The organism is Halorubrum sp. SD690R (assembly GCF_005435035.1).
In the GTDB taxonomy this organism is placed as follows: Archaea; Halobacteriota; Halobacteria; order Halobacteriales; family Haloferacaceae; genus Halorubrum; species Halorubrum ezzemoulense.
Genome location: NZ_SGTV01000004.1, coordinates 56608 through 69423 on the forward strand (window position 1 = coordinate 56608; position 12816 = coordinate 69423).

Below are 12816 nucleotides of genomic sequence, written 5' to 3' on the forward strand. Positions count from 1 at the left end.
CGCCCGCTCCGGTCGGGGGCCCCGACGCACCGTACCGAGCCGGCCGCGGACGCGGAATCAACGGGATTTATCTGACGAGCGTCAGACGTTCGAATATGAACGGGAGCGACGCCGACGGCGGAAACGCCCGAGAGGGTGGCACCCGAAACGGCGCCTCCGGCGGCGAGTCGAACGGTTCGACCGCGGCCGGCGACGCCGGTCGCGCGGGCTCGCCCGCGGTGGGCGACCCCGTGATCCGCCCCGCCGTCGACGACGCGGGGGCGGTTCCGACCGCCGCCGACGTATCACTGAACGGTGCCGACCGCGCGGAGCGACCCGACCGGGTCTCTTCGGTCCTCGTCGCCGTCGGGGCCGGGCCGCACTCCGGAGCCACCGTCGACGTCGCCCGGGAGATCGCGGACGCCACGGACGCGTGGCTCGAACTGTTCCACGTCGTGCCCTCCGACGCGGCGCTCGCCGACGCGGCACCCGACGACGACGCCTCCGGGACCGTCGCCCCCGCCGGCGCGGCCGACGCCGACTACGCCGCGGCGGGGGAACGACTCCTCGACGCGGCCGAGGACCGGCTCACCGGGTTCGACCGCGCCGACCGGTGGCTCGTCGAGGACCGGACCGCGGCGGGCGCGGTCGTCGAGCAGTCCGCGTACTACGACCTGGTCGTCGTGGGCGCGCCGACGACGGGTACCGTCGGCCGGTTCGTGTTCGGCTCCACGACCGACACGGTCGTCGGCGACGCCGAGGTCCCCGTCGTCGTCGTCGAGGCCGACGGGTCGACCGCCCTCGACGCCGAGTAGGCGCCGACCGCCGTCGTTGCTACGACAAAGGCCCGTTTTCGCCGTTCTCGGCCCCGTTGACTGCGTGTTACCGTCTCACGTCTCGGCGACAGCGTTAAAACAGTGTACATACTTGTACATCATAACGCGGAATACTACATCGGTGGACACAATGAATCTCAACGACACGGTCGAGCGCGTGACGGACGGGGAGGATCTGACCGTAGAGGAGGCGCGCGAGGCCGCGCGGCTCGTCTTCGAGGAGGCGACGGAGGCCCAGATCGGGGCGCTGCTCGCCGCGCTCCGGGCGAAGGGCGAGACCGAGGCCGAGATCGCCGGGTTCGCGCAGGGGATGCGCGACGCGGCGCGCACGATCGAGCCCGACCGCGAGCCGCTCGTCGACACCTGCGGCACCGGCGGCGACGACCACGACACGATCAACGTGTCGACGACCGCCGCCGTCGTCGCCGCGGGCGCGGGCGTCCCGATCGCCAAGCACGGCAACTACTCGGTCTCCTCCTCCTCGGGCAGCGCGGACGTGCTGGAGGTCGCGGGGGCCGACGTCGAGGCGGAGCCGCCAGCCGTCGAGGCGGCGATCGAGGACGACGGGATCGGCTTCATGCTCGCGCCCGTCTTCCACCCGGCGATGAAGGCCGTCATCGGTCCGCGCAAGGAACTGGGGATGCGGACGATCTTCAACGTCCTCGGCCCGCTCACCAATCCCGCCGGCGCCGACGCGCAGGTGCTCGGCGTGTACGACCCCGACCTCGTCCCCGTCATCGCGCGGTCGCTGGCGCACATGCCCGTCGAGCGCGCGCTCGTCGTCCACGGCGCGGGCATGGACGAGATCGGAATCCATTCCGAGACGGTCGCGGCCGAGGTCGACGGCGAGGACGTGACGGAGTTCACGATCGAGCCCGCCGACCTCGGGCTCGACCGCGCCCCGATCGAGGCGGTCGCCGGCGGGACGCCCGCGGAGAACGCCGCGGACCTGCGCGGGATCGTCGACGGCTCGGTCACCGGTCCGAAGCGCGACCTGATCCTCGCGAACGCGGGCGCGGCCGTCTACGTCGCTGGCGAGGCCGAGACCCTCGCCGCGGGCGTCGAGCGCGCCGCGGAGGCGATCGACTCCGGCGCGGCCGCCGAGAAGTTCGCGGCCCTCTGCGACGGCGACGAGGCGCCCCCGGCTGACGCGGGGACGAGCGGAGCGGCGGACGGCGCGACGACCGCGGAGGACGACGACTGATGGCGCGGGTGAAGATCTGCGGGATCACGCGCGAGGCCGACCTCCGCGCCGCGGTCGACGCGGGGGCCGACGCGGTGGGCGTGATCACGGAGGTGCCGGTCGACTCGCCGCGCGAGGTCGACCCCGCCGAGGCGGCGGAGCTGCTCGCGGACGTGCCCGCGTTCGTCACCGCGACGCTCGTGACGATGCCCGAGTCCGCCGAGCGCGCGGTCGAGCTCGCCCGCACGACCGCGCCCGACGCGATCCAGCTCCACGGCGAGTGGACCGTCGACGAGCTCCGCTACATCCGCGCGGAGACGGAGCGCAAGGTGCTGCTCACGATCGACGCCGACGACCCGGCCCGCGCCGAGGAGTTCGACGGCGCGGTCGACGCCTTCGTCGTCGACTCCACGGACGACTCGGGCGCGGGCGGCACCGGCGAGACGCACGACTGGCGCGCGACCGGCGAGCTCGCCGAGCGACTCACCACGCCCGTCGTGCTCGCTGGCGGGCTCACGGCAGACACCGTCCCCGAGGCGGTCCGCGTCGCCGACCCCTTCGCGGTCGACGTCGCCTCGGGCGTCGAGATCGAGGGCGGCCGGAAGGACCACAACGCGGTGGCCCGCTTCGTCGCCAACGCGGGCCGGGAGATGGAGCTGGCATGAGCGACGCGGCCCCCTCGCTCGACCGCTCGAAGGCCGAGTTCGTCGATCTGGCCGCCGACGCCGAGAAGCCGGTCGTCGTCCGCGCGTCCGCGTCGCTCGACGCCGACGTGACCCCGCTCGGCGCGTACGCGACCCTCGTCGGCGAGGGGCCGTACGGGTTCCTCCTGGAGTCCGGCGAGAAGGTCGCCTCCAGCGACCCTGACGGCGCGTTCACGAACGGCGGGAAGGCGGACCGGCACGCCCGCTACTCGTTCGTCGGCTACGACCCGGAGGCGGTCGTCTCCGTCCACCCGGATCGCACGGAGGTGACCGAGCTCGGCCCGGCGGCCGAGTTCCTCGGCGACGGGCTCGACGGCGACGCGGGGGCCGCGACGACCGCGCCCGGCCTCGGCCCGGACGAAGGCGACGCGGTCGACCGCGTCCGCGCCGCGTTCCCCGACGTGGCCCTGCGCGGCTTCCCCGACACCGACCGCCAGATCCTCTCGGGCGGGTTCGTTGGCTTCCTCGCGTACGAGGCGGTCTACGACCTCTGGTTAGAGGAGGTCGGTGTCGACCGCCCCGAGACCGAGTTCCCGGACGCGGAGTTCGCCCTCACGACCCGGACCGTCGTCTTCGACGAGCGGGAGGGCGGCGCCGAAATCGTGTTCACCCCGGTGATCGGCGTCGACGACGACCCGGCCGCGGTGTACGACGACCTCGCCGCGGAGGCCGAGCGCGTCGCGACCGAACTGCGCGAGGCCGCGCCGCCGGACCCCGACGGCGTGCGCGTCCGCGAGGAGTCCGCGGACCCGCGCGGGGAGTACGAGGAGGCCGTCCGCACGGCCAAGCGACACGTCCTCGACGGCGACATCTACCAGGGCGTGATCTCGCGCAGCCGCGAGCTCCGCGGCGAGGTGGACTCGCTCGGCCTGTACGCGGCGCTGCGCGACGTGAACCCCTCGCCGTACATGTACGTGCTGCGCCACGACGACCGGAGCGTCGTCGGCGCGAGCCCCGAGACGCTCGTCTCCGTCCAGGGCGACCGCGTCGTCTCGAACCCGATCGCGGGGACCTGTCCGCGCGGGACCAGCCCGGTCGAGGACCGCCGGCTCGCGGGCGAGATGCTCGCCGACGGGAAGGAGCGCGCCGAGCACACGATGCTCGTCGACCTCGCGCGCAACGACGTGCGGCGCGTCTCGGAGCCCGGCTCCGTCCGGGTCGAGGAGTTCATGAACGTGCTGAAGTACAGTCACGTCCAGCACATCGAGTCGACCGTGACCGGGACGCTCGCGGCCGACGCGGACGCCTTCGACGCGACGCGCGCGACGTTCCCCGCGGGGACGCTCACCGGCGCGCCGAAGGTGCGCGCGATGGAGATCATCGACGACCTCGAAACGACGCCGCGGGAGGCGTACGGCGGCGGCGTCGGCTACTACTCGTGGACCGGCGACGCCGACTTCGCGATCGTGATCCGGACCGCGACGCTCGACGAGTCGGGCGACGAGTCGGTCGTGGGCGTCCGGGCGGGCGCGGGGCTCGTCGCCGACTCCGACCCGGCCGCGGAGTACGAGGAGACAGAACAGAAAATGGACGGCGTGTTGACCGCGATCGACCGGATCCGCGAGGACGCAGCCGACGAGGGCGGCAACGCCGACCGGGAGCCCGGCGACGCCGACCCGATCGCCACCGGCTCGGAGGCGGAGCGATGAAGGTCGTCGTCGTCGACAACTTCGACTCGTTCACCTACAACCTCGTCGAGTACGTCTCCGACCAGACGATCGACGGCGAGCCGGTCGGCGTCGAGGTGTTCAAGAACACCGCGTCGCTCGCCGAGGTCGAGGGCGCGGATCCGGACGCGGTGATCATCAGTCCCGGGCCGGGCCACCCGAAGAACGACCGCGACGTGGGCGTGACGATGCCGGTGTTGCGCGACCTCTCGCCGACGGTGCCGACGCTGGGCGTGTGCCTCGGTCTGGAGGCCGCCGTGTACGAGTACGGCGGGACCGTCGGGCACGCGCCGGAGCCGGTTCACGGCAAGGCGTTCCCCGTCGACCACGACGGCGAGGGCGTGTTCCGCGGGCTCGACCAAGGGTTCCGGGGCGGCCGCTACCACTCGCTCGCGGCGACCGAGGTCACCGACGCGTTCGCGGTGACGGCCACCACGGACCACGACGGCGAGTCGATCGTGATGGGGATCCGTCACCGCGAACACCCGATCGAGGCGGTCCAGTTCCACCCGGAGAGCGTGTTGACCGGGTCGGGCCACGACCTCGTCCGGAACTTCCTCACTTCGGTCTGAGGGTCCGGGCGTCAGGCCCCGTCGCTCGGCGAATCTTCGTCGCCGTCGGCTTCCCCGTCGGCGTCTTTCTCGTCACCTTCCTCGTCGAGGCCCCGCCCGGCGAGGCCGACGAGGTGGCCGACCTCGGCGAGTATGATCTCGTCGACGCCGAGCTGAACCGCGTTCTCCGAGCCCGGCAGACAGAACACCGGCGTGGCGGAGACGACCCCGGCGGTCGCGCGCGACCCGATCGTCCGCGTGCCGACCGCCTCGTGAGAGAGCCGGCGGAACAGCTCGCCGAACCCGGGGAGCCGCTTCGCGAACAGCCCTCGCACGGCCTCCGGCGTGACGTCGTCCGGCGTGACGCCCGTCCCGCCGGTGGTCACCACCGCGTCGGTGTCCTTCCGGCGGGCGAGGCGGTCGACGGTGCCTTGGACGCTGTCGTAGTCGTCGGGGATCAGCTCGCGGACAGCCACCTCGTGGCCCGCCTCCTCGAACGCGGCCGCGACGTAGTCGCCCGCCGGGTCCTCGTCCGCTGACCGCGAGGAGGACACGGTGACGACCGCGACCGCGACCGACTCGGCGTCGTGGTGGTGATGGTGGTCGCGGCCGTGGTCGTGGTCATGACCGTGACCGTGATCCTCTCGGTCGTCGTGGCTGTGGCCGTGGTCGTCGTGGTCGCTCATGGACCGACGTTCGGCGCCCGCGTGAAAACATCTCCCGGTCGGCGAGCCGCGCATGGCCGTTCCGGGCGACCGCCGGAGGGCCGGAGTCCGCTCGGAGACCCGTCGCCGTTCAGGGCCAGTCGTCTCGGGCCTGCTCCTCCGGCGCCTCGTCGGTCTCGTCCTCGGTCGCGAGCGTCCACTCCGCGGCCTCGGCGGCGTCCTCGACGTGAAGGAACTCCCAGTCGGTCGCCTCGGCGACCGCCTCGTCCTCGTCGTCGATCCCGACGAAGACGTGGCGGTCCGTGTCGAACTGGCCGCTGATGTTCTCTAAGCTCTCCTCGACGCCGCGCGGCCCGGAGAAGAAGTCCTGTCGCACGCGGTGTTTCCGCGTGAAGTTCGTGACGACGTAGGTCGGCTTCTCGCTGACGACGCCGACGTACTCCGTCCACTGTCGGGCGTTGTTGAACACCGCGTTGGGGTCCGCGAGCGCTTTCAGCGCCTTCAGCTCGAACGCCAGCGTCATGTCTGTGGATCCGCCGCTGTCCATGCGCCAGGTTACCCCCGCCCGGCGAAAACAACTTCGCTTCCGCGCAGCCACCCCCTCCGCCGCTCACCGACCGGTCGCGGTCCTCTCGGCGGCCGCGGGGGTCTCACCGCGCTCGCACCCGATAGTAATCGGTGAACTTCACCACGTCGCCGTCGTCGAGGTCGCCGGTCTCCGGCGCCGTCTGCGGCTCGTCGGCTAGCTCCCGCACGATCTCCTGTTCGTCGTCGTCCAGTTCGTCGTAGTGCCGGACCCGCGCGTCGGCCGGAACGCGACCGGTGCGACGCAGCCGTAGCCGCCGTCCGGTGTCTCTAAGTGACATGTGGTACCGTATGACATGGTTAATCATAAACGTTTCGCGGCGGTCGCTGACTCGACCGACGCCGTTCGCCCCGCGTCGCGGGCGCGACGTTCCACCGCCGTTGGCAGCGGTTCGACTGTCGGCGGCTCAGTCGTCCGCTCGGGGGAGCGTGAGCGTGATCGCCGTACCGCGGGGCTCCGCGCTCGCGACGGCGGCCGAGCCGCCCGACTGCTGAACGACCCAGTAGACGAGCCACAGCCCGAGGCCGCTGCCGTGGTACAGCGCGTCGACCGCCGTGCCGTCGACGAGGACGTCTCGGTCCATCCCGGTCAACCCCGGCCCGTCGTCCTCGACGCGGACCTCGACCGCGTCGGGCCGGGCCTCGACCGACACCGCGACGGTCGGCCGGTCGCGGTCGTGATGTTCGACCGCGTTTCGGACCAGTTCGTCGATCGCCCGCGAGATCCACGTCGTCGCGGACGCCGTCGCGTGCCCGTCGTCGGGCACCGAGACGCCGACCGTCGCGTTCGGGAACTCCTCGTCCCGCTCCGCGGCCACCTGTCGGGCGACGCGCCCGATGTCGACGGGTTCGGTCTCCGGCGCGTCGCTCAGCACCTCGGTGATGTGGTGGGACTTCTCGCTCGTCTCCAGCAGGTCGTCGGCCCGCGACACGATGTACTCGGCCGCGTCGGCGGGGTCGACGGCCCCCGCCGCGATCTGCTTCGCCCGTCCCCGGACGACCGTCAGCGCGTTCCGGAGGTTGTGCTGGAGGACTCTGTCGACGACCCTGAGCTGTCGCGCGCGGTTCTCGCTGTCGGTCACGTCCCGAAGCACGCCGACGACCCCGGCGGGCTCCTCGCTCTCGGGGCTGTCGAGGGGGTAGTACCGCACGTCCATCGTCCGCGTCCCGCGGGTCGGGTGCGTCCGGGTCGTCCGGTACTCCACCGACTCCCCCCGGAGCGCGCTCTCCACCTCACGATCGACCCGCCGGTAGTCGTCGTCGGGGACGATGTCGGCGAGCGTCACGTCCGTCACGTCGCCGTCGCCGAGGTCGTGATACTCGCGGTACTGGGGGTTCGCGAACAGGAGTCGACCCTCGCGGTCGACCGCGGCGATGAGGTCGGTCGCGCCGTTGATCGCGCGCTCGTACCGCTCCAAGTCGCGTTCGCGCTCCTTGCGCTCGGTGACGTCCCGACAGATGGCGAACGTGCCGGCCAGATCGCCGTCGGCGTCGTAGTAGGGGTACCGCTGCGTGCTGAACGTCGCCGCCCGGTCGCTCTCGGGGAACGTCGGCGATATCTCGTACTCGGTCATCGCCTCGGTTTCGAGCACCTCCCGCCGCCGCGCGTCGACCTCGGCGGCCGCCTCCGGGTCCATGAACGCGAACTCGTCGCCGCCGTACAGCTCCTCGCGGGGTATCCCGGCGAACTCGCTCACCGCCTCGTTGAGTAGCTCGAACTCGCCGTCGAGGTTCTGGAGGAGGACGGGGTCGTCGAGCTGCTCGACGATGTCCCGGTACTGCTTCAGCCGCCCCGTTGCGGCCTTCCGTTCCGTGATGTCCGTCTGAATGGCGACGAACCGCGTGATCTCGCCGCCGTCGTCGACGACCGGCGCGATGGTCTGGTGGGCGTGGTACGGCGTGCCGTCGCGCCGCCGGTCGACGATCTCCTCTTCCCACACGTCCCCGGCCAAGAGCGTCGACCACAGCGCGTCGTAGTACTCGTCGGACATCTCGCCGGAGTTGAGTATCGCCGGCGTCTCCCCTAGGGCCTCCGCGGTCTCGTAGCCGGTGTTGTCCGTGAACGCCGGGTTGACGTACTCGATCGTCCCGTCGGTGTCGGTGACGTAGATCGCGTGCCCGGCGTGTTCGACGAGGTTGCGGAACGTCTCCGCCCGCTGCCCGCCGATCTCCTCGACGCCGTCGCGGAAGATCCCAGTGTACACCGCGTCGCAGTCGTCCGGACTCGGCTCGCCGTCGCCACCCCCGCTGCCGTCGTCGTCTCCGTCGCCGTTGCGGCCCTCTTGACCCGGGCCGTGTTCGTGAAAGCGGGCGGAGAACGTCACCGTGTGACCGTCGGCGTGCCGGATCGGCACCGAGACGCTCCCGCTCTCGTCGAGCCCCTCGGCCCGAGCGAGCCGGTCGCGAACCGACCTGCTACCCGCATCGCCCACGTCCGACACGACGACGGAGGCGAGGTCGCGTCCAAGTAGCTCGTCGGGCGCGTAGCCGAACGCCGCTTCGGTCGCGGGGTTGACGTAGACGACGGTCCCCTCGCGGTCGAGTGAGACCACCGGGTCCGAACACTCCGCGACGAAGGCGGCGAAGAACTCGTCGTCGGGGGACCGTCCGGAGCTCATCGGTATGAGGAATACGCGCTCGCGGCCCAAAAGGTACCGGAACTCACGGCGGCGCCGCGGTCTACTGCTCCGTCGTCGCCGCCAGGTCGTCGACTGAGAACCCGGGCTCCATGAGGAGGTCGGTCTGCCCGCTCACGTCGCGCCCCTCGCGCATCAGCTGCTTGAAGGCGGACTGCGGCGAGAGGTCGCCGATGAGCACGCCGCCCACGACCTTCCCGTCCTTCAGCGCGACGCGGCGCCACTCGTTCTCGCCGGTGGTCGCCTCCACGGAGTCGTCGCCGAGCGTCGGGTGGCCGAACGAGAGGAACGGGAAGTCGAAGTGCGTGATCGAGTACGAGGAGACCCACTCGAACTCCTCGGCGCCGTAGTCGACCATGCTCCGGGCGGCGATCGTCCCCTGCTCTTTCGCGGACCCCCACGAGCCGTTCTTCGCGCGCTCGCCGAGGATGAGGTCGTTGAACGTCGTGATGTCGCCCGCGGCGAACACGTTGTCGACGTTGGTTCGCATGAACTCGTCGACGACGATGCCGTCGTCGAGCTCCAGCGGCGTGTCTTGGAGGAGCTCGGTGTTGAAGTCGAGCCCGATGGCGACGCCCGCGAAGTCGCACTCGTAGCGCTCGCCGTTCGGGTCGACCGCGGCCTCGACGTGGCCGTCGCTGTCGACCTCGAAGTGGTCCACGCCCGAGCCGAAGACGGGCTCGACGCCGCGCTCGCGCATCGCCTCGTGCATGATCTCTGCGCCCTCCTCCGAGAGCGCGTAGCGCCACCAGTTGTCGCCGCGCATGAGGTACTTCGCCTCGACGCCCTGCGCGCCGCAGATGGCCGCGAAGTCGATGCCGAGCAGTCCGGCGCCGACGATGACAGCCTGCTCGGCGCCCTCGACGCTCTCTTTGATCCGGCGGGCGTCCTGGAAGGTCCAGAAGTGGTGGATCCCCTCCGCGTCGGCGTTCTCGATCGGGAGCTGCTGGGGCGTGCCGCCGACGGCCAGCAGGAGGGAATCGTACTCGAACGTCTCGCCCTCGTGGGTGTGGACCGCGTCGTTCTCGATGTCGATGTCGACGACGACCGTGTTGAGCCGGAGGTCGACGTCGTGGTCGTCGTACCACGATTCCTGATGGATCGAGATCGGGGCCTCGGGGAGCTTCCCCTTCGCGTACTCCTTGATCAGGATCCGGTTGTAGAGGGACTCTCCCTCGTCCGTGAGAACCGTGATCTCGGCGTCGGGCACTTCATCGCGGAGGGTCTCGGCCGCGGACGCGCCCGCGATACCGTCACCGACGATCACGTACGAATCGCTCATATCCCGGCGTTCGGATTCACGGTTAATGTGGGTTGTCATCCGCGCCCGCCACTGTGCGGCCGAGACGCACGCCCGCCGGAAACGCCGTACTCGGGGCCTTCTCGCGACGGGGGGAGGGCGGTCGATCGCGGACGCCCGCAGAAAAAGTCGCGTCCCGGTCAGTGGTCCGCGCCGGCCGGCTCCGCGGGGAAGTCCCGCTCGCCGGCCTCGATCGCGACGTCGAGCCAGTTCTCCGTCGGTACGAGCGGGCACTCGTAGGCGTGGTTGTACGCGCACGTCGGGTTGTACGCCAGGTTGAAGTCCACGATCCACTCGCCGTCGACGCGGTCGCGGTCGGGCTCCAGATCGAGGTAGCGACCGGCGCCGTACGTCTCCTCGCCGCTGGTCGCGTCGCGGAACGGCACCCAGAACCGGTCCGCGCCGTCGGCCGGTCGGTACGCCTGAAGCGTCGCCTGCTCGCCGTCGACCTCGAAGCGGAACTCGCCCCAGCGGCTGTACGTCTGCTCACCGTCGGCGGTCGTCTCGACGGTCACCGTCTCCTTCTCGTCGTGCTCGTGGAGCGGGACCACGAACCGGAACGCCGGGTCCGGATCGAAGTACGCCAGTCCGGGGAACGCGTCGCCTCGCATCGAGACCGGCAGCGGCGACCGGGCCGAGTCGCGGAACTGCTCGACCTTCGCCGCTCGCTGCGCCTCCACCTGCGCCGCCCAGTCGTCAGCGTCGTCCATGATCGGCTTAGTATTGCGCTCCACACACAATAATAATTCCGACCACGGAAGCCTCGACCCCGCCGGCGACAGAAGGCACTTATAATCCTCTCGGGGACATTGCGGCGTGAACAGACGAACTGCCCTCTCCACCTTGGCGGTCGGTGGGTTCGTCGGAGTTGGTGGCTGTCTCGACAACGTGCGCGGCGGCGACGACGAGCGATCGGACAGCGACCGCCCGGACCCCGAACTGAACCGGGAGGTCGAGACGAACGGCGCCGAGGACAGCGCACGCTCGCAGTTCCAGTGGGGACCGGCGCACGGAGGACACCGCGAGGAGGCGGGACCGAAAGACGATGTCGACGTGTTCTGGCGCCGGACGCCGTACCGGTACGACCACTCACAGCCGGTCGTCGTGGGCGATCGGGTGTACGTCTCGTTCTCGGGGACCTTGTTTCGTCTCGGTCTCGCGACCGGCGAGGTACAGTGGTCGACGGAGGTCGGTCACGACGGGTCGTCGACGCCGGCGGTTCGCGACGGCATCGCATACGTGACGGTGTGGAACGGCGGAGGCGAGACAGACCGCGGACTGGCGGCCGTCGACGCCGAGAGCGGCGAGGTGCGGTGGCGGCGGCTGACCGACGCGGAGATCACGACGGCGCCGACCGTGACCACCGACGGCGTGTTCGTGGGAGGCGGCTACGAGACGCAGACCGTCGCGGCGTTCGACCGCGACGGGACCGAACGGTGGCGCAACGACCTCGCTGAGTACGCTTCCGCGCCCGCCGTCGCCGACGGAACTGTCGTCTACGGCGCGGGCGGTCCTCGTGTCGTCGCCTACGACGCCGCCTCGGGAGCGGAACTGTGGACGACCGACGTCGACGGCGACGCGACCGCGACGCCGACCGTCGCCGACGGCCGCGTCCTGATCGGAACGCGGGCCGGGACCCTGTACGCGCTCGACCTCGGCGACGGAAGCGTTGAACGGACTGACGACCTCCCGGGGCCCGTCCGGCGATCGGTCGCCGTCACGGCCGACAGAGCGGTTGTTCCGACCGAACTCGGCCTCGTCGCCGTCGGCGACGGCGGCGAGCGCCTGTGGAGCGACGAAGAGATCGCCGGCGCGACCGCGCCGATGGTCGCGGACGGGGTCGCGTACCTCGGCGACGGTCGGACCGTCCGCGCGATCGCGGTCGAAGACGGGACAGAGCGGTGGTCCTTCCGGAGTCGCGAGCGCTCTTACACCGACGTCCTCCTCCAGGGCGTCCGCGCCGCCCCGACCGTCGTCGACGGCGTCGTCCTCGCGGCGACCCATGCGGGTGACGTGTACGCGCTCGGCGAGAGCTGAAACGGTTGCCGGGTCGCGCTTCGACCCGATGAGACGCCACACATTCAAGAGCGTCCCGGCCCAATCGCGGATATGAAAATCCGGCAGAACATCCGTCACTGGGCCGCCAAGAAGGCGCTGACCACGCCGGTCGTCGGCGACGTCGCCAACGACAAGCTCGTCGACCTCCACACGAGCATCTTCCTCAACAAGGCGGACGAGGACCGGCGCGAGGAGCGCCGCGATCACCTCGACAGCTTCTTCGACGCGACGATGGACACCTACGTCGCCGCTTTGGAGGCCGGGTTCCCGGAGGCCGAGGCCCGCGAGATCACCCACGTTCAGGCGAACTTCGACTTCTTCAACCACGGCTGGACGGAGATGATGGAGATCCCGGGCGACGAGCTCGAGGCGCACTACCGCCGGTACGAGTCCTTCTTCACCGACTTCGGGATCACCATCGACGACCCGCTGGGCGAGTTCCGCCCGCCCGAGGGTCTCGCCGAGGCCCCCGAGACGCCGGGGAAGCTCGACGAGCCGGAGTACGAGAACGCGCTAGCCGGCTTCGCCGACGACGTGTACGTCGAGACCGACGACGGCGAGACGGTCGTGGGCGGCGGCGCAGAGGAGCCAGAGGAGGTAGACCCGGCGACCGCGCCCGGCCTCGACGAAGACGAAGCGAGCGCCTGATCGC

General features: G+C 71.0%; 13 protein-coding genes. 7 read left to right on the forward strand and 6 right to left on the reverse strand.

The annotated features are described in order from the left end of the window. Window positions 1-95 precede the first annotated feature (95 nt). The 5 genes from EXE41_RS03785 to trpG all read left to right on the forward strand — a co-directional run bounded on the left by EXE41_RS03785 (window position 96) and on the right by trpG (window position 4941). Window positions 96-794 (forward strand): universal stress protein, encoded by a 699-nt coding sequence (locus tag EXE41_RS03785; RefSeq protein WP_086215715.1) that lies wholly within the window; start codon window positions 96-98, stop codon window positions 792-794. Between the two features lie 151 nt (window positions 795-945). Further along, window positions 946-2019 (forward strand): anthranilate phosphoribosyltransferase, encoded by a 1074-nt coding sequence (gene trpD / locus EXE41_RS03790; RefSeq protein ID WP_049929811.1) that lies wholly within the window; start codon window positions 946-948, stop codon window positions 2017-2019. Continuing rightward, window positions 2019-2663, forward strand: a complete 645-nt coding sequence (locus tag EXE41_RS03795; protein ID WP_086215716.1) for a phosphoribosylanthranilate isomerase — start codon at window positions 2019-2021, stop codon at window positions 2661-2663. The genes trpD and EXE41_RS03795 overlap by 1 nt, the downstream gene beginning before the upstream one ends. After that, window positions 2660-4351, forward strand: coding sequence for an anthranilate synthase component I (gene trpE, locus EXE41_RS03800; protein WP_137690323.1), 1692 nt, complete (start codon window positions 2660-2662; stop codon window positions 4349-4351). Before EXE41_RS03795 ends, trpE begins: the two co-directional genes overlap by 4 nt. Next, window positions 4348-4941 carry an anthranilate synthase component II gene (trpG, locus tag EXE41_RS03805; RefSeq protein ID WP_137690324.1) on the forward strand — a complete coding sequence of 198 codons (594 nt, stop codon included), beginning with the start codon at window positions 4348-4350 and terminating at the stop codon, window positions 4939-4941. Before trpE ends, trpG begins: the two co-directional genes overlap by 4 nt. An 11-nt stretch (window positions 4942-4952) precedes the next feature. On the opposite strand, the gene EXE41_RS03810 is transcribed toward trpG, so the two are convergent. From EXE41_RS03810 to EXE41_RS03835, 6 genes are all read right to left on the reverse strand, one after another. Continuing rightward, on the reverse strand, window positions 4953-5606 hold the full coding sequence (locus EXE41_RS03810) for a molybdenum cofactor biosynthesis protein B (protein WP_086217021.1): 654 nt from the start codon (window positions 5604-5606) through the stop codon (window positions 4953-4955). A 109-nt stretch (window positions 5607-5715) separates the two neighbouring features. Continuing rightward, on the reverse strand, window positions 5716-6132 hold the full coding sequence (locus EXE41_RS03815; protein ID WP_049929803.1) for a hypothetical protein: 417 nt from the start codon (window positions 6130-6132) through the stop codon (window positions 5716-5718). A gap of 103 nt (window positions 6133-6235) precedes the next feature. After that, window positions 6236-6451 carry a hypothetical protein gene (locus EXE41_RS03820; RefSeq protein WP_049929801.1) on the reverse strand — a complete coding sequence of 72 codons (216 nt, stop codon included), beginning with the start codon at window positions 6449-6451 and terminating at the stop codon, window positions 6236-6238. A 126-nt stretch (window positions 6452-6577) separates the two neighbouring features. Next, window positions 6578-8788 (reverse strand): PAS domain S-box protein, encoded by a 2211-nt coding sequence (locus tag EXE41_RS03825; RefSeq protein ID WP_137690325.1) that lies wholly within the window; start codon window positions 8786-8788, stop codon window positions 6578-6580. A gap of 61 nt (window positions 8789-8849) precedes the next feature. Further along, complete coding sequence (locus EXE41_RS03830) at window positions 8850-10088, reverse strand: NAD(P)/FAD-dependent oxidoreductase (protein ID WP_137690326.1); 1239 nt, start codon at window positions 10086-10088, stop codon at window positions 8850-8852. A gap of 158 nt (window positions 10089-10246) precedes the next feature. Further along, window positions 10247-10816, reverse strand: a complete 570-nt coding sequence (locus EXE41_RS03835) for a DUF1684 domain-containing protein (protein ID WP_049929795.1) — start codon at window positions 10814-10816, stop codon at window positions 10247-10249. 106 nt (window positions 10817-10922) lie between these two features. Between EXE41_RS03835 and EXE41_RS03840 the strand changes: the two genes are divergently transcribed. Both EXE41_RS03840 and EXE41_RS03845 read left to right on the forward strand, forming a co-directional pair. Next, window positions 10923-12143 (forward strand): PQQ-binding-like beta-propeller repeat protein, encoded by a 1221-nt coding sequence (locus EXE41_RS03840; protein WP_241987184.1) that lies wholly within the window; start codon window positions 10923-10925, stop codon window positions 12141-12143. A gap of 72 nt (window positions 12144-12215) precedes the next feature. After that, on the forward strand, window positions 12216-12812 hold the full coding sequence (locus tag EXE41_RS03845) for a DUF6149 family protein (RefSeq protein ID WP_049929791.1): 597 nt from the start codon (window positions 12216-12218) through the stop codon (window positions 12810-12812). Window positions 12813-12816 lie beyond the last annotated feature (4 nt).